We start from the raw sequence: 19,682 nt of genomic DNA on the forward strand, positions 1-19,682 counted from the left end.
GTTCGATACATGAGCCGGTAGCCGGTCAATCGGCGATCTGCAGTTTGCGCGATTCGGTGTACAGGTAGCGCAGCTTTTCGTACTCGAACGGCGAGTTGAACTGGCCATAACGGAAGCTGGTGTTGGCACGTTGGTCGATGCCGCGCAAGACGCTGAGACCGGGGTTTTCGCTGCTGGCATCGGTGTAGTCCAGGTAGTTCACCGCGTTCTCCAAGCCGTAATCCACCACCAGGCCACTGGTGTCACGCAGGTTGGAAGGCCCCAGCAGCGGCAGCATCAGATAGGGGCCAGCCGGCACGCCGTAATGGCCGAGCGTCTGGCCGAAGTCCTCGCGGTACTGGGGCAGGCCCATGGCGGTGGCCGGATCCCAGATGCCGCCGATGCCGATGATGGTGTTGAACAGCAGGCGCGCGGTGCTGTTCATCGCGCGTTTGCCCTTGAGCTGCAGCAGGCTGTTGGCCAGGCTGGGGATTTCGCCGAGGTTGCTGAAGAAATTGTGCACGCCTGTTTGCAGCAAATCCGGCGTGACGTATTGGTAGCCCGCGACCACCGGCAGGAAGACCCACTGATCGAAGCGATAGTTGAAGTGGTAGACCCGCCGGTTCCAGGGTTCCCAGGGGTCGGGTACCTGCAGGGCGTCGCTGGAGGCGCGCTCGAACTCCTGCTGATCCAGCCCAGGGTTGAACTTGAGGTACTGCAGCGGATTGGTGAAGCCGTCGGCATCGACTCGGCGTTCGGCCATGACTTGCCCGCTGGCCAGCAGCAGGGCGACGATGAGAATGCTGTGCTTAGCCACGGAAGAACTCCAGCATGGCGTCGGCGTTGACGCGGTAGTTGAGATTGCCGCAGTGCCCGCCACGCGGGTAGAGGGTCAGGCGGTCACCAAAGGTGCGACGCAGAAAACCGATGTCACCCGGGCCGAGAATCAGGTCGTCGGCGTTGTGCATCACGGCGATCTTGTCGCTGCTCTTGAGGTAGTCCTCCAGGGCGTAGAGGCTGGTCTGCTGCACGAGCTGGTTGAGGCTGCCGCCGTCGTAGCGGGCGCGCCACATGGGCAGCAGTTGTTCGGTCATGTAGCAATCGAAATCACAGCGCAGGGACATCTGGAAGAAGGGGGTGAGGCTGGTGCTTTCGGTGATGTGGTAACCACGTGGGGTGATCAGACCGCGGCGGTTGAGCAGGTCGGAGGTGAAGACAATGTCGGCGGCGGAGAAGCGAAACGAGGTGCCGATGAGCATGGCCATCTGCTCGTTGGTGAGGTGCTCCCTGGACTTCTGGAAGTCGTAGAGCATGGCTTCGTTGATATCGAAACCGCCCTTGTCGTTGAAGTAGCGGGTCAGCTTGCCCAGCACCAGCTCATAGAAGTTGGTGCTGTTATTGATGCCCTGTACGCGGGTCTGCACCAGTTTGTCGAGGTTGCTGATGGAGGTGTAGAGGTTCACCGGCGGGTTGAGCATCAGCACGCGCTTGAAGTTGAAGGCACGGCGGGTTTCGTCGAGATGGCTGACGAAGGCCGCATGCAGGGCACCCAGGCTGTAGCCGGTAAGAAGAAACTCGCTGACCTCGAGATTGGGATGCTGGGCGCGTACCGCCTGCATGGCGCGGTACAGATCTTCAGCATCATCCGGGCTGTAACCCGGTGTGGCGAAGCGTGAGGCCGAGGCCATGAAGTCATAGCTGGTGGGAGAGGAGAGCTGGACGACGTGGAAACCCGCACCGTAGAACAGCTTCTTCAGGTATTCGGTGGTGTTGCTGGCGTAGCTGGCGCCGGTGCCGGAGATGATGAAGATCAGCGGTGCGCGGCCTTTCTGCCTGGCAAGGCGGTAATGCATGCGTGTGACCGGCCAGAAATTCTCCGACAGCTCGAATTCGCGTTCGGGGCGCAGGCGTATCGAATAGTCGCTCTGGTCGATATCGGCGTCATCCGGCAGAGTGGGGCGCAGTGCTGGTGGCGTGGTGGTAATGGTGGCCTCGAAAGGATTGGCCAGCGGGTAGCCGTAGCTCTGCACGTCGATATCGGCGGCAACGGCGGATACACAGAACAGCAGGCCACCCAACCAGGTGGTCAGTCGTGCAAGGCTGGACATGAAGGATAAGTCCCTTTGCGAAGAGATCGTTGGATTAAGCAGCGGGTTTATGACAACGCCAAGTCGGGCAAAGTGCCATGGCGTTCGCTTTGCCTGCCAATGAGCCGGGGTTATCTAGCGTTTACGAACGAGGCACGGCATGACGATAGCTTCGATCCTGGCGCCGAGTATGCCGCGCAGGAGGTGGGGGCTGGCAAGTCAGGCGTGGTGATGCAACCAGGCATGCTTGGGCCGTTCCTGCGGGGCCTGGCGACGTTTCTCGAAGCGCTGCCAGATCTTCTCGTGAAAATAGAAACCGACCGAGTTGCACAGCGGCTCGACCGCAGCCACCAGGCCACTGACCGCGATGCTGCCCGTCAGTAGGTAGGCGACGCCGAAAGCGATGCAGAAATGCATGATGGTGAAGGTCAGGGTCTTGAGCATGGCACACCTCGATGAGAATCATTTACCGATGTGGCCAGGCTAGTGCTCTGGAGGCGCGAAATGAAATTCGGCCTTTGCATGGTGTCGATAGTCTTGTTGAATCGATAGATTTTCATCGAAAGGTATCGTCTATTGTTCATGGGGTCTTGGTACCGGGGTATCTTTGTCGGAACCTGGATACCCTTCACCGAGGAGATGGGAATGCTTCTGCGCCTGGCGGCCGATGCAGTGGTGCTGCTGCACCTGATGTTCATCCTGTTCGTGATGCTTGGCGGGCTGCTGGTCTGGCGCTGGCCACGGCTGTGCTGGTTGCACCTGCCGGCCGTGGCCTGGGGCATAGTGGTCGAGGCTTTTCAGCTGATCTGCCCGCTGACTCCCTGGGAAAACCAGCTCCGCCATGCTGCTGGTGATGCCGGGTATTCCGGCAGTTTCGTCGAGTATTACCTGTTGCCGGTGATTTACCCCAGTGGGCTGACCCCGCAGATTCAGCTAGGGCTCGCGGTGCTGGTGGTCGCGGTCAATGGGGTTGTCTATGCGGGCCTGGTCTGGCGTCGCCGCAAGCGCTCTGCACACTGATTTGCCTGCTTCATTCATGAGGCTGATGGAGGCGCGGAGAGGTGTGCACCTTGGCTACACTGCCAGCCATTGCAACTGAACATTCAAAGGCAGGCCGCTATGCAAAACCGCATGATGATCACTGGCGCAGGCTCCGGGCTGGGGCGTGAAATCGCCCTGCGCTGGGCGCGTGATGGCTGGAAGCTGGCGTTGGCCGATGTCAACGAGGCCGGCCTGGCGGAAACCCTCGCGCTGGTGCGGCAGGCTGGTGGCGATGGCTTCGTGCAGCGTTGCGACGTGCGCGATTACAGTCAATTGACCGCCCTGGCCCAAGCCTGCGAGGAGAAGTTCGGCGGCATCGATGTGATCGTCAACAATGCCGGTGTGGCCTCTGGTGGTTTCTTCGGTGAACTGTCGCTGGAGGACTGGGACTGGCAGATCTCCATCAACCTGATGGGCGTGGTCAAGGGCTGCAAGGCGTTCCTGCCGTTGCTGGAAAAGAGCCAGGGGCGGATCGTCAATATCGCCTCCATGGCGGCGCTGATGCAGGGGCCGGCGATGAGCAACTACAACGTGGCCAAGGCCGGTGTGGTGGCCTTGTCGGAAAGTCTGCTGGTGGAGTTGCGTGAGCAGGGGATCGGTGTGCATGTGGTGTGTCCGTCGTTCTTCCAGACCAATCTGCTCGACTCCTTCCGTGGCCCGACCCCAGCCATGAAGGCGCAGGTGGGCAAGCTGCTGGAAAGCTCGCCGATCAGCGCAGCCGATATCGCCGACTACATTCATGCGGAAATGGCCAAGGGCAGCTTCCTCATCCTGCCGCACGAGATGGGACGCATGGCCTGGGCTCTGAAGCAGAAGAACCCGCAGGCGTTGTACGACGAAATGGCCAGCATGGCCGAGAAGATGCGCAGCAAGGCGCGTTCGATGAGTTGATCGGTCAGTCAGTTTTCCTGGCTGACAGGCTTGCCTCATCGGGGCTTCGGGGGTAGGGTGGCGCCCCCCGGCCTGCCGGCCGACTGAGTGTGGAGCCTTCGTGACTGCCTTTTCTCGGGGCCTGATGTTGCTGGCCCTGATACTGGCGGCGATCAACCTGCGCCCCGGTATCACTTCCCTCGCGCCGCTGATCGAGCGCATCGCCACCGAGCTTTCCCTGAGCCGTGGCTTCATCAGCCTGACCACCGCCCTGCCGGTGCTGTGCATGGGGCTGCTCGCGCCGCTGGCGCCACGTCTGGCCCAGCGCTTGGGGTTGGAGCGCACCATCATGCTGTGCCTGGCCTCCATCACCCTGGCGCTGGCGCTGCGTCTGGCCGCCCGGCAGAGCAGTCTGCTGATCGGCAGCGCGATCCTGCTCGGTGCGGCCATTGCCGTGGCCGGGCCACTGCTGTCGGGCTTCATCAAGCGCCATTTCGCCGACCAGGTCGGCCGTGTGGTGGGTTGGTACTCGCTGGGCATGGCCATCGGTGGCGGCGCTGGTGCGGTGCTCACCGCACCCTTGACCCAGCTATTCGGCGATGCCTGGGATCTGGGGCTGGCGAGTTGGGCAGTCCCGGCGTTGATCGCGACAGCCTTGTGGATAAGCCTGCCTAACCGGATGAGCAGTACGGCGGACGGCGAAGCCGCCGGCTTGCCCTGGCGTGTGCCCAAGGCCTGGCTGGTGAGCGCTTTCTTCACCTTGCAGGCCGGGCTGTTCTATGCCATCGCCACCTGGATAGTCGCGCGTTATCACGAGGCGGGCCTGAGCATGCTGCACAGCAACTCGCTGCTCAGCATCATCATGCTCATGGGCATGCCCAGTTCCTTCCTGCTGCCCTGGCTGGCCCAGCGCTTCGATGCGCGCTACGGCCTGTTGATGGCATGCGGCCTGAGCACCTGCCTGTGCCTGAGCATGATTACCTTCATGCCGAGCCTGATGCCGGAGGTCTGGGCATTCGCCATGGGCTTCTCGCTGGGCGGTTCCTTCTCGCTGTCGCTGGTGTTGCCACTCTATGAAGCCGGTTCGCCACTGGCGGTCAGTCGCTGGACGGCGATGATGCTGTTCACTGGCTACAGCCTGGGCAGCCTGACGCCTATCCTGACCGGGCTGGCGCGTGATCTCTCCGGTAGTTACCGCTTGCCGTTCGCGGTACTGAGTACAATGGCGCTGGTCATGGTGGGCCTGGCCTGGCGCCTGGGGCGCAGGCAGCCTGCACGTCGCTGATTATCGGCGGCAGTTCCTTTCGTGCGCTGGCGGCCTGTGTTAGAAGGCTGTCTGTTTTTTCTGGAGTGCCGGTATGGAGTCCGAATCCATCGTCTATGGCTGTATCCGCGATTGGCCGTCGGATGACCCCGAGCAGCGTCACCTGCGCCGCGAAAGCAACCGCAGCGTCCTGGCCGAGCTGCCGGCCGGGGAGTTGTGGCCCTTCCTCGGTCGGGAAATGTTCTCTTTCTGCGAGCTGCCCGGGGCGGGGCTGTACCAGACCCAGGTGATTCACTTCGGCGCCAGCTATGGCAGCGTCGAATACGAATGGAACCTGTGGATCGAGGCCTTCGAGACGTTGCTCAAGCGCCTGTACTGGGCCAGCGCCGTGGTGCATCTGGAGACCGAACTCAACGGCATGCATACCTTCCGCTGGGAGTCCGATAGTGGCTTTCACAGCCCCCAGGAAGGCGCCTTGCGCGTGCGCTGTGCCTGGGAGCGCGAAGGCAGTCTGCGCGGCTAAGAGATGATGCTCAACTACCTGCTGTTCCTGCTCGCCGCCCTGTTCGAGATCGCTGGTTGCTACGCCTTCTGGATGTGGCTGCGCCTCGACCGCAGTGCGTGGTGGATCCTGCCCGGCCTGCTCAGTCTGACCCTGTTCGCGCTGCTCCTGACACGGGTGGAGGCTGCCTTTGCCGGGCGCGCCTACGCGGCTTACGGCGGCGTCTACATCGTTGCCTCACTGGGTTGGCTGGCCTGGGTGGAGAAGAGCCGGCCGCTGGTCAGCGACTGGCTGGGCGCTGTGCTATGCCTGGTCGGTGCCGGCATCATCCTGTTCGGGCCACGACTGCAGGCATCGTGAATCTGGCTATATGCCTTATAAGCAAGCGGATTAAAAAGTTCCGCTGTAACCAAATCTTTATATATCGGCAACTGCGCTGAAATAACCCCTCGCCAAGATTCCCCCCAACACGAACGAGCCATTGCTCGGGTGTTTTCAACACTTAAAGTCAACAGGGGAATCCTCGATGATCCGTAAGCACTTCGCCGGTTTCGCAGCCAGCGCTCTGGCTCTGGCCGTCTCCGCCCAGGCTTTCGCCGGTACCGTTACCACTGACGGCGCCGACATCGTAGTCAAGACCAAAGGTGGTCTGGAAGTCGCTACCACTGACAAGGAATTCGGTTTCAAGATCGGTGGTCGTCTGCAGGCCGATTACACCCAATTCGATGGCGTATTCACCGATGACGGCAAGACTGCCAACGAGGCATTCTTCCGCCGTGCCATCCTGGAAATTTCCGGCACCGCTTACAAGGACTGGAAGTACGTTTTCAACTATGACTTCAGCAACGGCAACACTTCGTCCGGCAATAGCTCCGATTGGGACGAAGCGTCCATCGCTTACACTGGTTTCGCTCCGGTAACCATCAAGGTCGGTCGTTTCGACCCCGATTTCGGCCTGGAAAAAGCCACCAGCTCCAAGTGGATCACCGCCATGGAGCGTTCCGGCATCTATGAAATCGCTTCCTGGGTCAACGACAAGCAGGATGGCATGGGCGTTCAAGTCAGTGGCGTAGCTGGCAACATGTTCTACGGCTCGGCTGGCTACTTCAATAAAGACGGCGCCGATTACGAAGACGAGCACGGCAAGGATCAGCCTACCTACAACCTGCGCGCTGTATTCGCTCCGATGGCCGAAGCGGGTAATGTGCTGCACTTCGGCGTCAACTATGCCAATCGTGATGTCGAAGATTTCAACGGCTCCGTAACGTCGCGTATGGGCGTTCGTGGCACCACCGAAGACACCACCAACGGCAACCGTCTGACCTTCGCTGGTAGCCAGCCCGGGCAGTTCGATGGTGACAGTGCCTGGGGCCTGGAGGCAGCCTTCGCCGCAGGTCCGTTCTCGGTACAGAGCGAATACCTGAAGCGCGATATCGATGCCAAGTCTGACTCCCTTATCGCCGATGATCGTGAAGCCAGCGGCTACAACGTGCAACTGGCTTACACCCTGACTGGCGAGGCGCGTGGCTACAAGCTCGACGGCGGCAAGTTCGACAGCATCAAACCGAGCGACAAGCAGATCGGTGCCTGGGAAGTCTTCTACCGCTACGACAACGCCAAGGTCGAAGAGAAAGACGTCGAAGACACCAAGGCCAAGACTCACACCGTCGGTGTTAACTGGTATGCCAACGAGGCCGTCAAGGTGTCTGCCAACTACATCAAGGGCTCGACCCACAACATCACCAACGACGAAGACGATAACGATGGCGATGCTATCGCTATGCGCCTGCAGTACGTGTTCTAAGCCGCTTCACGAGTAGTAGCTCCTGTTGAGCCCCGCCATTGGCGGGGCTTTTTTATGCCGAGTGTAAAAAGGATCTTCGTGGAATGCAGAGGAAAGCAGTCCGCAATCACTGTTTACATCCGGTCAGGGGGGCTTTTGGTACCCGCGCCAGGCAAGGTTTGTCACGCAGTCACGATTGCCACCGTGATGATGAGCCGAGCGGCTATACGCTGGATGTCTTCTGCATGCCCCGCTTGGGGAGAGTGGGTCGTGCCGCGAGTCTGAAGAAGCTCCTTATGGGCCAGACTGCCAGATCAAGAAAGGCACGGAATGCAGGCAAAAGAAAAGGCGCCAGAGGCGCCTCAAAGATGATCTATGGAGTAAGTCGATTATTCAGAGTGGGGCGCTGAGCTAAAGGTTCAGCGTTGCCCGACGAACGGTCATCATTTGCCTGGCACCAGCAGCAAACGCTGGTTGCCATAGACCTTGTCGAGATTCTCCGCCTTGAACGGGAAACTCATGTAGCCGCCCTTGAGCCAGGCCTCGATACCGTCGGCATAGTGCGGGCTGGCCGGGTTGCCGGACTGGCCCGAGCTGTTGACGCCGATCAGCGGTTCGTCGGCAGAGAAGTCGACGACGATGCGCATGGCCGGGATCAGGAAGGTGTCGAAGTTCTCGCCCCAGGGATAGCCCGAGACATTCAGCGTGCTGTAGTCGCCACCGGCCGGGTAGGGGCCGCGATCCAGGTAGCCTTTCAGCGTGTTGATGCTGGTGCGCTGGCTGGCGCTCATGTACGGCGCCAGGCGGGTGGTGTCGGTGACCCATTGGTAGGTGTGCAGCTTGCCCCATTGCCAGTTTCGCCGTTCGTTGCCCAGGCGGCTTTCCAGCAGGTCGATGCTGGCGGCCAGGCTGCGCGCCAGGATGGCGGGCTTGTCTTCCTTCTGCGGGGTGCGGATGTCGTCCCAGAATGGACTGTCAGGGCGACCGAGCAGATGATCGGCCTGCGCCGAGTAGGAAGTATTGGCGGTTTCCACCAGGGCTTTCCAGGCCGGGCTGGTTTCCGGGCCGAGTTCGTCGAGGAAGGTCTGCCGCGCGCTTTCCTGCAGGAAGGCTCCGTAGATGGCAGCATCGGCCGAGCTGGCAGCCAGCTTGCCGTCGAAGGCCATCAGACGCTTCAAAGCTTCATCGGCGCGTTCGCGCTGGCCGGCGGGCAGGGCGGCGATAGCCTGGCGCAGCGCCTCGTGCATGGTCGGGTCATTGAACATGGCCTGCAGCTTGGCGACGAAGGTGGAGGTCTGGTCGTATTGCATGGCGATCATGCTGCGCTGGTCATGACGGCCATTGCCGGCCAGCTCGGCGATGCGCTCGGCGCGCTCCGGGTAGTACCAGGAGCTGGAAAGCTGCATGCCGTAACCTGGTGGCACGCTGCGCTGGTTGGCGGTGCCCAGCCAGCCTTGCGGCGGATCCTGGTCATAAGGGTGCAGCATGGGGTCGGCGAAACCGTCCCAGGCGTAGCGCTCGTCCCAGCCAGGTGACGGCAGCAGGCCACGGCCTTCGCGACGGTTGGGATAGCGCCCGGTGACTTGCCAGCCGATGTGCTGAGCGTCGGCGAAGACGATGTTCAGCGGCATGGCGCGGATTTCCCGCGCGGCCTCGAAGGCTTCGTCCACCGACTGCGCGCGGGACAGCTCGAAGAAGGCGTCGAGGCTCTTGTCACGCTCGAATTGGGTGGTTTTCAGCGCCAGGCCATAGCTGCTCTGCAGGGGCAGTGGTTGCAGCATGTGCTTGCGCTCGCCCAGTACCGTATTGAGCAGTGGGCCATTGCGGGTCTCGTAGAGGGTCTCGCGGATCGGGCGCTCGCCCTTGATGAAGAAGGTTTCCTGGCGCTCTTGCAGCGGCAACCACTTGCCGTCGGCCTGGTACATCAGGCGGCTGCCCTCGCGCTTGATGCGCTCGAGGAAAATGTCCTGGTTGTCGCCCATGACCATGGTCATGCCCCAGGCCAGCTTGCCGTTGTAGCCAGCGACCACGGCCGGTACGCCGGCCAGGGAAACGCCTGCGGCCTGATACCTGGGCGAGCGAATCTGCACGAAGTTCCACAGTGAGGGCATGCTCAGTGGCAGGTGGGTGTCGTTGGCCAGCAGGCTCCTGCCGCCGCGGCTGCGCTCGGGGGCGATGGCCCAGTTATTCGAGGCAGCGACGCCAAGCATGTGCTGGTCGGCGATCTGCGCGGCGCTGCGGGCAATCGCCTGCAGGTCCGGCAACTGGCCCTTGAGGTCGAGGCCGGCGAGTTTTTCCGCCTCGGCGAAGGGCAGGGGCTCGTCCGGGTAGATCGGCAGCAGCCAGGGCAGTTTGTCGACGCCGACTTGCTGGGCCATGGTCAGCGCAGCGATCTCTTCCTGCAGGTTCACCGACAGGCCGAAATTCAGCAGGCAGAACAGCAGCACCGAATCCTCTGGCTTCCAGTACTCTGGGCGATAACCGGACTCGGCCAGCTCCATCGGCAGGCGGTCTTTGTAGCGGAACAGGTAGGCATTGACGCCGCGTGCGTAGACCTCGAAGAAGCGCTTCAGGCGCGGCGAGGCGTCGGCGTAGAGAATCTCGGCGCTCTTCTTCAAGTTCACCGCGCGCATGAAGCGATCCATCTCCAGCACGCCGGGGCCGGCCATTTCTGCCAGGCGGCCCTGGGCCAGCAGGCGCATGCCGACCATCTGGCTGAGGCGGTCACCGGCGTGCACGTAACCCAGGGTGAACAGGGCGTCGTGGAAGGTGCTCGATTCGATCAGCGGCATGCCGAGGGCGTTGCGCCTGACCGATGCACTTTCGGCCACGCCCTTGACCCGCTCCACGCCTCGGGTGGGCGGCACGCTGTCGGCGTAGCGGCTGTTGAGCAGGGATTGGCAGCCGGCGAGGCTGATCAGGGAGGCGGCAAGCGTCAGGCGGGCCAGCGTGCGCATGGCGAGGTTCCTTGGTGTGCGGAGGGTGAAGCCGATCATGCGATGACCGGCCACAAAGGCGCCAAGGTAAAGAGGCCGAGGTTGCCTGGCAAGAGGGCTCAGACGTTTGCCTGAGACCCTTTGAGCCCTTCGTCCAGCAACCAGCGTGCGGCAGTACGCGCGGCAGCCTTGTGCTGCAGTTCCAGGACGTTGAAGCGCTGCTCGAAGCGCCGCCGTTCGGCCTTGTCCAGCGCTTTCCAGGCCGCATGGGTGGGCACGTCGGCGGTGGCCTCGAAGAGCTGATGGAAGACCAGGCAGCGGCTGTCGTTGCTCAGGTCGCTGTCGTAGTTGTCCAGCAGCACCTTGATGCGGATGGCGCCTTCGATCAGCGGGAGCTGTTCATCCAGCAGGCTGCTGGCGAGGATCTGCAGGTCGCCACCGAGCCGCTGCAGGCGTTCGCGCTGAGCCTGGATCTGGGCGTTCTGCCGTGCCCAGACGCGCCGCCAGAGGTACCAGGCGTAAGTGGCCAGGCCCGCGATCAGCAGCAGGCCCAGAACCAGCAGCGTCAGGCCGAGCGTACTCATGCCCGAGTCAGGCACCGTGGCACTTCTTGAATTTCTTCTGGCTGCCGCAGGGGCAGGGGTCGTTGCGGCCGACATCCTTCAGGGCGTTGCGCACCGGCTCCTGATGGCCGTGGTTGCAATGTGGGCCATGCACATGGCCGTGCTCCTGATGATCGTGGTCGTGGTTGCAGTCAGGGCCGTGAACGTGGGGTGTGTTGCTCATGAGGTCACTCCGGGATGAAATCGCCGGGGATTATCTCGCCATTGCGCCTCATGTGCACGCTGCGACCGAACAACATGCCGGTCTTCACCTCGCCCCTGAGGCTATAGCGGATGGGCTGGTCGGGTTTTTCCAGCATCTTCACCACCTGGCGCACGTGCCGCCACAGGTTGGTGCGCACGGGCACCTCGAAGCTGTGGTGACCATGGGCGGGCACGGTGAACCATTCGTTGGAAACACCCTCGGCCAGAGGTATGTCATTGAGCGTGATGTCGTAGACCAGGCCGCGCACTGGCAGGCTGACGCCATTGGGGTTGTCGATGCGAAAGCGCAGGCGAAACTCCTGTTCGAGCAGCCTGGCCTTGATCACATCCACCTTGATGAGTTGGACGTCCGGATCCTTGAAACCACCTGTCATCCAGGTGGAGCATCCAGCGAGGCCGCTGGCGAGGCCCACAAACATCATTAGGCTGATAATTCTTATCGTTTGCGCCTGATAAAACATTTCATACCCCCGATGCGCTCCAGTGTAACAAGCAACTGCTTGGCTGCAACCTGGATGGGCGTCAATTATTTTCCGCCTGTGTCGATCACTGTGTCAGGGCACTTCAAGTGGCTGCCCAGACGGTGTCCGGGCACAGCGAGAGACTCGACATGGGCAAGCTGAGATGGCGTCGCTGTGAGGCGGTAAAAAGCTGCGCCATACTGAGCGGCGAATAGGACAGGAGTGTGACCATGAGTCGCTACGAGATCGCCTTTTCCGGGCAACTGGTGCCGGGTGCCGATCCAGAGACGGTGAAGGCCAATCTGGCCCGGTTGTTCCAGGCTGACGCCCAGCGCATCGCCCAGTTGTTTTCCGGGCGCCGTATCGTGATCAAGAACAACCTCGATGCCACCGCTGCCGAGAAGTACCGGTCGACACTGGAGCGTGCCGGGGCCCTGGTCGAGGTGCTCGACATGGATATGCCCATCGAGGAGGTGGAGCTGGCCCCGCCGCCTGCCGAGGTCGCGCCAGGCGCTGCAACGAGGCCTGGGCGCTTGCAGGTGGCGCCGCGCGATGAATACATGGCCGCCTTCAGCGAGGTGGATGCGCCGGATTTCGGCATCGCCCCGGTGGGCAGCGATCTGCAGGAGGCCAAGGCCGAGCCGGTGGCGCCTGCCGTGGATCTGTCGCAGTTCAGCCTGGCGCCAGTGGGTAGCGATATGGGCCAGGCCAAGGCCGATGCGGCAGCTCCGCCACCCGATACTTCCCACCTCAAGCTGCAGGAATGAAGTGCTCTGACCTGGCCCGGAGGCAATCCGGGGCCAGGTTGAGCAAAGCTCCCGGATTGCGTCCAGGCTACGCTGTGCCACGACCTTTTACCCGGTCGCGGTCTGCTAGCCTGCCTGGCTCTTGCACTTGGCTTCGGCGTCTTGCGGTTTTAGCTTGCGAACCGTGACGTAGAACAGCTCACAGGTCTGCAACTTGTCCGTCACCTGCCATTTCTGCGTGCACGCGCTGAGGGTCTGCTGGGCATTACCCGGTGGGTTCTGGCCCATGCCGGCCTGCCAGCAGGCGGCGCTCAGATCCTGCCCCATGACCTTGATCCCGTTCGCGTCGGCTTTGGCCTGGCTGCCTCCATTATTGGCCGGGTCGGCTGCATACCAGATATAGCTGGGGTGGTTGGCACCGAGCACGGCAACCTGCTGACCGGGTGCTGCGTCGATCTGACCCAGGCCGAGTACTGCCAGGGACACGCCATACTGCTGCTTGACCCAGTCACGCACCGGGCTGCCGAAGGCGACCATGGGCAGACTGGTGCCACCCTTGCCCGCACTGAGTTCGCTGACCATGCGCTGCTGGTAGGTGTTGAAGTAACTGTAGACGCCCTCCAGGGTGCTACCGGCGCTGGCCGGCGCGGCGATGGGGGCGATGTCGACGATGGTCTGATAGGCAGGTGTCTGGGCCAACGGGATGCCGTTGTAGCCGAGCAAGGACGCCCAGCGATCCGTGGTGCTGGAGCGTAGATAATCCTGCGCCTGGGTCAGGGAATAATCCGGTGGGAAGTGCAGCAGCTCGACGCTCTTGCGGTTTTCCAGGGCCATGCCCAGCGGCAGGAAGAAATACCAGTTGTACTGCCACTTGCCGTCGCGGTTCAGTTGGCTGGCGCCCTGGTAGGCCAGGTCACCGGAATCGAGCAACTGCTTGAGCGGCTTGCCGTAGTCTGGGGGGACGCCGGTGAAATGGGCATGGATGCGTTCGCCTTCGTGCTTCACCTCGACTCTGGCCTGTGGATAGCCGTCGCGTTCGAGGCTCTGCTCGAGGTAGTGCTCGACGGTCTGTTCCAGTGTCCAGTCGCGGTAGCAGATGACGTTGCAATTGTTGGGGTAGGCGAACAGCCGCGTGACGCGCTGGCTGTCGCCGAGATCGACGTATTGCCCGGCGTGTTCTCCGGGGCCACTGGCGCAACCGGCCAGCAGGCTGGCCAGAATGAGGCTGAGGGCGCTTTGCTTGTGCATGTGCTTCTCCTTGTTGGGCCGGTGGTTGGCACACCCGGCTCGTTCAACTCAAGCAGAAGCGCTGAGACTTGTCAGGAATCAACTCAGATAGGCGCTGCAGCATTTCTTGAATTTCTGCCCGCTGCCACATGGGCACGGGTCGTTACGCCCGTGCTTGAGTGGCACGGTCGGGTCGAGAAAATACCAGTGCCCAGCGTGCTGCACGAAAGAAGAGCACTCTCGATGACTGTGCTCTCCCTTGGTGTCATGCCAGCGGGCAGTGAAGCTGACCTGGGCATGCTCGGGTTGGCCGCCGAACACCTCGCTGCCATGCACCTCGAGGCCGAGCCAGGTGCTTTGCGCGCTCCAGGCCGCCATGGCGTCACGAGCCAGCCTGGACTGCTGGGCGGGTAGCGTGGTGGCGATCAGATAGTCCACCAGACCCAGCACGTAGGCGCTGTAGCGCGAGCGCATCAGTTGCTCGGCGCAGGGCGCTGGGGTGCCCTGGTGATAGCGACCGCAGCACTGCTCGAGCGGGTTGCCACTGCCGCACGGGCAGCTTGGAAGGGAATTGCTCATCGGGTTCACCACCAGTACTTGCCGAAATTTTCCGGGTTGGCCCAGAACTTTGCGTTCAACCAGTCGGGAACTTGCTTGTAATCGAGCAGATCATAGGTAAACAGATGTAGCATTTGGCCTTCACGTTTGAACTGCTCGCTGGCCTGCATGGCCAGGGCGAAGAAATCGGTTTCCTGCCAGTCGCAGTCCGCCAGATCCACCAGCGCGGCGACGCGGCTGGCATTGAGATTGCGTATGCCTGCGAGCAACTCCAGGCCCTGGCGCTTGGGCAGATGCTCGAGGCAATCGACCAGCAGGGCGAGGTCGAAACGCTTGCCACTGAGCTCGGTCGCGAGCGGGGCTGCTGGGGCGATGTCTATTCGGCACCCTGGGTGTGCCGCTTGAAAGGCACTGACGGCGGGCAGGCTGCTGGCGCCAACCAGCAGCAGCGTTTGCGGGGCGTAGCGGTCGAGCAGCGCCGCCAAGGCCTGCTGCGGTGTACGGGAAGATGGGCGGCTGGTCATCGGGCGTCCTCGTGTGTGGAATTAAAGGCTAACTCAGAGCCAGGCAATGGCCTAGGTTAATGGCCGACAGGTTCGTGACGATGAGGGCGTCGTGAACGCGTTCGTGGTTGCGTACATCAGCGTTGAGTAGATGGATAACTGGCGGAGAGAGTGAGAGCCGTCTTTACTGAGTTGTTATCGGTTATGGGCCGATGAACATTGGAGACCTAAAACTATGAGTATCACAAGGAACGCTGTACCCCTGGTTCTGGCCAGTACCCTGTTGACCGGTTGCGCTGGCTTGCAGAAAACCGACTGGCCCACCTGTGCTGCCGTTGGCGGTGTTGGTGGCGCTGCGCTGGGGGCGATCGAAAGTTCTACCTGGGCGGGTGGTGGCGCACTGGTGGGTGCCGGTATGGGTGCTGCTTATTGCTGGGTGCATGGCGCCGACGAGCAGCAGGTGGCAGTGGTCGAGGAAGAAGTGATCGTCGAAGAGCCGGTCGCGCCGGAGCCGATGGAAGTCGTGCGCGTCGAACTGGACGTGAAGTTCGACTTCGACAAGGCGCAGGTCAAACCGGAAAGCTATGGCGATATCAAGGCGCTGGCTGACTTCATGAAGCAGTACCCGTCCACCACCACCGTGGTCGAAGGTCATACCGACTCCGTTGGCAGCGATGCCTACAACCAGAAGCTGTCCGAGCGTCGCGCCAATGCGGTGCGTGACGTACTGGTCAAGCAGTACGGCGTAGAAGGCAACCGCGTGGATGCGGTGGGCTATGGCGAAACCCGTCCGGTGGCCGATAACGCCACAGCGGAAGGTCGCGCCATCAACCGTCGCGTCGAAGCGGGTGTCGAAGCGCGTCCCTGATAGCAGTGGATGATGGTCAGGCCCCGTCTGATTTCGGTCAGACGGGGCCTCGTCATTTCTGGGGATGCAGAAAATCCCGGAAAACTGCCCGCCTGCTCTGGTGGTTGCGCGCATGACCCGTTAACTTGCGCACCATTAGAACAATGCTTACCGAGGGCGGGGATGAAGGGGTTGATGATTGGCGGCAAGGCACTGTCCTTGGCGTTCTGGTTGCTGTCGCTGAGCACGCTGGCGGGTTGGTGGGACAGCCCGTTTGAGCAACTGATCCTGCTCTTGGCGGTCTCGATGGCGCTGTTGCACGGCCTGCAGCTATGGCTGTTCTCGAGCCTGCTGGCAACGGCTGGCAATGGCGGGGGAGCGCGCCTGCAGGTGTTGCTGTTCGGCATCTTCCACCTCTATTCGCTGAAGCCGGTGCAGAACGAGCCCGCCAGCCCGAGCGCTTGCGCTGAGCAGGAGGCTGCCCATGCGTAGCCTGGCCTTGGCGTTATGCTTGTGTGTCACTCCGGTGCTGGCCGCCTCGCAGATCAAGGTGCCGTCCAATAGCCTGATGCGCTTGCCGGCAGGCCATGCCTCGCTGCAGTTGCAGCGGGTCGAGGTGGCCGATCACGCCACCTTGCTGATCCCCCCTGGCGTTACCGAGCTGCGCATTGGCGAGCTGAAGATGGGCCGCGAGGCACGCATCGGGGTCGCACCCAGCGAGCAGCCACTGCGCCTGGTGGTGCAGAACGCCGATGTCGGGCCTGGCGCCTGGATCAGCGCCAAGGGCGCGCCTGGCACTCATGAGCATCCGGCGACTCCCGGGCGAGAAATCAGCATCAAGATGCATGACCTGACGCTCGAGTCGCTGACCCTGGACGTGCGCGGTGGCCGCGGCAGGCCGGGCTATGACGGCCTCGATGGCGCCCATGGGCAGCCCGGCGGCTGTACCTGGGGCAGTGCCAGTGCGGGCTACGATGGCCAGGACGGCAGCGACGGGCATCCCGGGGCGCCAGGTGGCAAGGTCACGCTGGAGGTGCCCTACCATGTCGAGGTCGAGCGTGTGCAGGTACTGCTTGATGGCGGCGATGGCGGCCCGGCCGGTACGGCTGGCAAGGGTGGGCGCGGTGGTGCGGCCAAGGATTGCTGGCTGTATGGCGTCAAGGGTGCGCCGGATGGCCGCCCAGGCGAGCCGGGGCGGGAAGGCAGTGCCGGGCCCGAGGGCGCAATGCAGGTGCTGCGTTTCTGAGCCTGTGCGCCGGGTGCTATCCGGCGCACATCAGCCCATTCAGAACGACGGGCGCATGGCCACCAGTGCGATCAGCACCAGGCCGATCAGCAGGTTGCTGCCCACCACCCGACGGATGCGCCCCAGCACTTCGCCCCCGGCTGGCCAGTTCTCCGCTTCCACCGCGCGACGCAGCTCCGGCAGTTGCAGCGCCTGTATGCGCAGAAACAGCGCCAGCATCACCAGATACAGCCCCATCATGATGTGCACGTAGCGCGGTGCGCCCTCGAAGCCCGAGTAGCCGGCGTGCAGCATGCCCATGCCGGTCACCGGCAACACCAGCACCGCGATCCAGACCCAGACGAAGAAGCGTTTGAACACGCTCAACCACAGGCGCAGGCGGGCGGGGGCTTCCAGCACCTCGACGGCGGCGGGGCGCAGGATCATCCAGGCGAAGAACATGCCGCCGACCCAGATCAGGGCGGCCAGCAGGTGCAGGGTGTAGAGCGGTGCGTAGAAGGTCATCGGGCCTCTCCTGTCGGTTCTTGGCGCAATCGTTCGGCACAGGGTTCTGCGCCGGATCGATTGGCGCGTTATGATAGCGGCCGCTCCGCGAATACTGAAAATTTATCCAGCCTTTTTTCGTTACGGAATCCATGCTCAGCAGCGAACTCAAGTCCCAGATCCAGGGCGCCTATTCCCGCTTCCTCGAGGCCAAGTCACTCAAGCCTCGCTACGGCCAGCGGTTGATGATCGCCGAGATCGCCAAGGTGCTCGGCACCATCAAGAGCGATGACGAGGGCAAGCGCCTGGGCGACCCTGCCGTGGTGGCGGTAGAGGCCGGCACCGGCACCGGCAAGACAGTGGCCTACAGCTTGGCCACCATCCCCACGGCCAAGGCTGCTGGCAAGCGCCTGGTGATCGCCACCGCTACCGTGGCCCTGCAGGAGCAGATCGTGCACAAGGATCTGCCGGATCTTTTACGCAACAGCGGGCTGAACTTCAGCTTCGCCCTGGCCAAGGGCCGTGGCCGCTACCTGTGCCTGTCCAAGCTCGACAACCTGCTGCAGGACGGCGCCGCGCAGAGCGCCACGGCGCAGATGTTCGAGGACGAAGGCTTCAAGCTCGACGTCGACGAACAGGGGCAGAAGCTGTTCACCGCGATGATCGAAAAACTCGCCGGCAACAAGTGGGACGGCGACCGCGACAGTTGGCCAGAAGAGCTGGAAGACAGCCGCTGGTCGCAACTGACCACCGACCACAGCCAGTGCACCAACCGCCACTGCCCGAACTTCCAGCAATGTGCCTTCTACAAGGCACGCGAAGGCATGAGCAAGGTGGACGTGATCGTCACCAACCACGACATGGTGCTGGCCGACCTTGCCCTCGGCGGCGGCGCGGTGCTGCCGGATCCGCGCGAAACCATCTACGTGTTCGACGAGGGCCATCACCTGCCGGACAAGGCCATCGGCCACTTCGCCCACTTCACCCGCTTGCGCAGTACCTCCGAGTGGCTGACTCAGATCGACAAGAACCTGACCAAGTTGCTGGCGCAGAACCCGCTGCCAGGCGATGTCGGCCGCCTGATCGAACAGGTGCCGGAGCTGGCACGCGAGCTCAAGACCCAGCAGCAGTTCATGTTCACGGCCTGCGAAGAGGTGGCCGACTTCAAGGCCGGCGAGGACATGGAAGGGCGCGAACGCCCGCGTCATCGCTTCGTTGGCGGCGTGGTGCCGGAGCACCTGCGCGAACTGGGGCTGGAGCTGAAGAAGGGCTTCTCCAAGCTCAATGACCTGTTCACCAGCGTCACCGAGCTGCTCAAGGAGGCGATGGACGGCGAGGGCGCGGTGGGCATCGCCAGCCACCAGGCCGAGGAGTGGTACCCGCTGTTCGGCAGCCTGATGGCACGGGCCAAGGGCAACTGGGAACTGTGGCTGGCCTTCACCGCCGAAGACCCGGAGGAAAGCCCGCCGATGGCGCGCTGGCTGACCCTGGCCGAGAGCGGCGCCTTGTTCGACATCGAGGTCAACGCCAGCCCCATCCTCGCCGCCGAGACCCTGCGGCGCAACCTGTGGAACGTTGCTCACGGTTGCCTGGTGACCTCCGCCACACTCACCGCCCTGGGCACCTTCGACCGTTACCGCATGCGCGCCGGCTTGCCCAAGGTGGCCGTCACCGCCATCGTGCCGAGCCCCTTCCACCATGCCGATGCTGGTGTGCTGCGGGTGCCCGATCTCAAGGCCGACCCACGCGATGCCACCGCGCACACCGCTGCGATCATCCGCGAACTGCCAGCGCTGGTCGCCGGCAGCCGGGGCACGCTGGTGCTGTTCTCCTCGCGCCGGCAGATGCAGGACGTGTTCGACGGCCTCGACCGTGACTGGCGCAAGCGCGTGTTCATCCAGGGCAACCTGTCCAAGCAGGAGACGCTGAACAAGCACAAGGCGCGCGTCGATTCCGGCGAGGAGAGCGTGCTGTTCGGTCTGGCCAGTTTCGCCGAGGGCGTCGACCTGCCCGGTGCCTACTGCGAGCACGTGGTGATCGCCAAGATCCCCTTCGCCGTACCGGACGACCCGGTGGAAGCGGCGCTGGCCGAATGGATCGAGGCACGTGGCGGCAACCCCTTCATGGAAATCGCTGTGCCCGACGCCTCGCTGCGTCTGGTGCAGGCCTGTGGGCGACTGCTGCGCACCGAGGCCGATCGCGGCAGCATCACCCTGCTGGATCGGCGCGTGGTCACACAGCGCTACGGCAAGGCGATTCTCAACGCACTGCCGCCCTTTCGTCGGGAAATTCACTGAAGCGCCCGTGACACGGGCGTTTTGT

Annotated in this window: 21 protein-coding genes and 1 pseudogene; 11 read left to right on the forward strand and 11 right to left on the reverse strand. The window is 62.7% G+C overall.

Going from position 1 to position 19,682, the window contains the following annotated elements:
* Positions 1–25: 25 nt before the first annotated feature.
* The 3 genes from PVE35_RS06370 to PVE35_RS06380 all read right to left on the reverse strand — a co-directional run bounded on the left by PVE35_RS06370 (position 26) and on the right by PVE35_RS06380 (position 2,510).
* A complete protein-coding gene (locus tag PVE35_RS06370) occupies positions 26–796 on the reverse strand; it encodes a VacJ family lipoprotein (protein WP_268182171.1) in 771 nt (256 codons plus the stop codon).
* Positions 789–2,087: a serine/threonine protein kinase gene (locus PVE35_RS06375; RefSeq protein WP_268182173.1), complete on the reverse strand. Its 1,299-nt coding sequence runs from the start codon at positions 2,085–2,087 to the stop codon at positions 789–791. The genes PVE35_RS06370 and PVE35_RS06375 overlap by 8 nt, the downstream gene beginning before the upstream one ends.
* A 198-nt stretch (positions 2,088–2,285) precedes the next feature.
* Positions 2,286–2,510, reverse strand: coding sequence for a DUF2061 domain-containing protein (locus PVE35_RS06380; protein WP_268182175.1), 225 nt, complete (start codon positions 2,508–2,510; stop codon positions 2,286–2,288).
* Positions 2,511–2,711: 201 nt separating this feature from the next.
* Here PVE35_RS06380 and PVE35_RS06385 point away from each other — a divergent pair, with 201 nt between their 5' ends.
* The 6 genes from PVE35_RS06385 (at position 2,712) to PVE35_RS06410 (ending at position 7,547) form a co-directional block, all read left to right on the forward strand.
* Positions 2,712–3,086, forward strand: coding sequence for a DUF2784 domain-containing protein (locus PVE35_RS06385; protein ID WP_277374160.1), 375 nt, complete (start codon positions 2,712–2,714; stop codon positions 3,084–3,086).
* 99 nt (positions 3,087–3,185) lie between these two features.
* The gene (locus PVE35_RS06390) at positions 3,186–3,998 is read left to right on the forward strand and encodes an SDR family oxidoreductase (RefSeq protein WP_277374161.1); all 813 of its coding nucleotides are present in this window, start codon (positions 3,186–3,188) and stop codon (positions 3,996–3,998) included.
* Positions 3,999–4,122: 124 nt separating this feature from the next.
* Positions 4,123–5,262 carry an MFS transporter gene (locus tag PVE35_RS06395; protein WP_277374857.1) on the forward strand — a complete coding sequence of 380 codons (1,140 nt, stop codon included), beginning with the start codon at positions 4,123–4,125 and terminating at the stop codon, positions 5,260–5,262.
* A 73-nt stretch (positions 5,263–5,335) separates the two neighbouring features.
* Entirely contained in the window at positions 5,336–5,764 is a 429-nt protein-coding gene (locus PVE35_RS06400; RefSeq protein WP_268182179.1) for a hypothetical protein, read from the forward strand.
* Between the two features lie 6 nt (positions 5,765–5,770).
* Positions 5,771–6,103: a YnfA family protein gene (locus tag PVE35_RS06405; RefSeq protein ID WP_268184221.1), complete on the forward strand. Its 333-nt coding sequence runs from the start codon at positions 5,771–5,773 to the stop codon at positions 6,101–6,103.
* Positions 6,104–6,269: 166 nt separating this feature from the next.
* Positions 6,270–7,547 carry a porin gene (locus PVE35_RS06410; protein ID WP_277374162.1) on the forward strand — a complete coding sequence of 426 codons (1,278 nt, stop codon included), beginning with the start codon at positions 6,270–6,272 and terminating at the stop codon, positions 7,545–7,547.
* Positions 7,548–7,969: 422 nt separating this feature from the next.
* Here PVE35_RS06410 and PVE35_RS06415 read toward each other — a convergent pair whose 3' ends face one another.
* From PVE35_RS06415 to PVE35_RS06430, 4 genes are all read right to left on the reverse strand, one after another.
* Positions 7,970–10,483 (reverse strand): penicillin acylase family protein, encoded by a 2,514-nt coding sequence (locus PVE35_RS06415; RefSeq protein WP_277374163.1) that lies wholly within the window; start codon positions 10,481–10,483, stop codon positions 7,970–7,972.
* Positions 10,484–10,581: 98 nt separating this feature from the next.
* A complete protein-coding gene (locus PVE35_RS06420) occupies positions 10,582–11,046 on the reverse strand; it encodes a DUF2489 domain-containing protein (RefSeq protein WP_277374164.1) in 465 nt (154 codons plus the stop codon).
* Positions 11,047–11,053: 7 nt separating this feature from the next.
* Positions 11,054–11,248 (reverse strand): SEC-C metal-binding domain-containing protein, encoded by a 195-nt coding sequence (locus PVE35_RS06425; RefSeq protein ID WP_268182186.1) that lies wholly within the window; start codon positions 11,246–11,248, stop codon positions 11,054–11,056.
* A 4-nt stretch (positions 11,249–11,252) separates the two neighbouring features.
* Positions 11,253–11,750, reverse strand: coding sequence for an LEA type 2 family protein (locus PVE35_RS06430; protein WP_268182188.1), 498 nt, complete (start codon positions 11,748–11,750; stop codon positions 11,253–11,255).
* Between the two features lie 230 nt (positions 11,751–11,980).
* On the opposite strand from PVE35_RS06430, the gene PVE35_RS06435 reads away from it, so the two are divergent.
* The gene (locus PVE35_RS06435; protein ID WP_277374165.1) at positions 11,981–12,517 is read left to right on the forward strand and encodes a hypothetical protein; all 537 of its coding nucleotides are present in this window, start codon (positions 11,981–11,983) and stop codon (positions 12,515–12,517) included.
* Between the two features lie 105 nt (positions 12,518–12,622).
* Here the strand turns inward: PVE35_RS06435 and PVE35_RS06440 are convergent, their stop codons facing one another.
* The 3 genes from PVE35_RS06440 to PVE35_RS06450 form a co-directional block, all read right to left on the reverse strand.
* The gene (locus PVE35_RS06440; protein WP_277374166.1) at positions 12,623–13,744 is read right to left on the reverse strand and encodes a hypothetical protein; all 1,122 of its coding nucleotides are present in this window, start codon (positions 13,742–13,744) and stop codon (positions 12,623–12,625) included.
* 78 nt (positions 13,745–13,822) lie between these two features.
* Complete coding sequence (locus PVE35_RS06445; RefSeq protein ID WP_268182194.1) at positions 13,823–14,302, reverse strand: YchJ family protein; 480 nt, start codon at positions 14,300–14,302, stop codon at positions 13,823–13,825.
* Positions 14,303–14,307: 5 nt separating this feature from the next.
* Positions 14,308–14,805 carry a DUF6231 family protein gene (locus tag PVE35_RS06450; protein WP_268182196.1) on the reverse strand — a complete coding sequence of 166 codons (498 nt, stop codon included), beginning with the start codon at positions 14,803–14,805 and terminating at the stop codon, positions 14,308–14,310.
* 496 nt (positions 14,806–15,301) lie between these two features.
* Here PVE35_RS06450 and PVE35_RS06455 point away from each other — a divergent pair.
* From PVE35_RS06455 to PVE35_RS06465, 3 genes and pseudogenes are all read left to right on the forward strand, one after another.
* Positions 15,302–15,652 (forward strand): annotated as a pseudogene (locus tag PVE35_RS06455) (OmpA family protein); the annotation flags it as partial.
* A gap of 162 nt (positions 15,653–15,814) precedes the next feature.
* Entirely contained in the window at positions 15,815–16,123 is a 309-nt protein-coding gene (locus tag PVE35_RS06460; protein WP_268182200.1) for a DUF1145 domain-containing protein, read from the forward strand.
* The gene (locus PVE35_RS06465; RefSeq protein WP_277374167.1) at positions 16,116–16,877 is read left to right on the forward strand and encodes a collagen-like protein; all 762 of its coding nucleotides are present in this window, start codon (positions 16,116–16,118) and stop codon (positions 16,875–16,877) included. The genes PVE35_RS06460 and PVE35_RS06465 overlap by 8 nt, the downstream gene beginning before the upstream one ends.
* A gap of 39 nt (positions 16,878–16,916) precedes the next feature.
* On the opposite strand, the gene PVE35_RS06470 is transcribed toward PVE35_RS06465, so the two are convergent.
* Entirely contained in the window at positions 16,917–17,381 is a 465-nt protein-coding gene (locus tag PVE35_RS06470; RefSeq protein ID WP_277374168.1) for a CopD family protein, read from the reverse strand.
* Between the two features lie 131 nt (positions 17,382–17,512).
* On the opposite strand from PVE35_RS06470, the gene dinG reads away from it, so the two are divergent.
* Positions 17,513–19,657, forward strand: a complete 2,145-nt coding sequence (gene dinG, locus PVE35_RS06475) for an ATP-dependent DNA helicase DinG (protein ID WP_277374169.1) — start codon at positions 17,513–17,515, stop codon at positions 19,655–19,657.
* The last annotated feature ends 25 nt before the right edge of the window (positions 19,658–19,682 follow it).

The organism is Pseudomonas sp. AA-38 (assembly GCF_029457475.1).
Taxonomy (GTDB): Bacteria; Pseudomonadota; Gammaproteobacteria; order Pseudomonadales; family Pseudomonadaceae; genus Aquipseudomonas.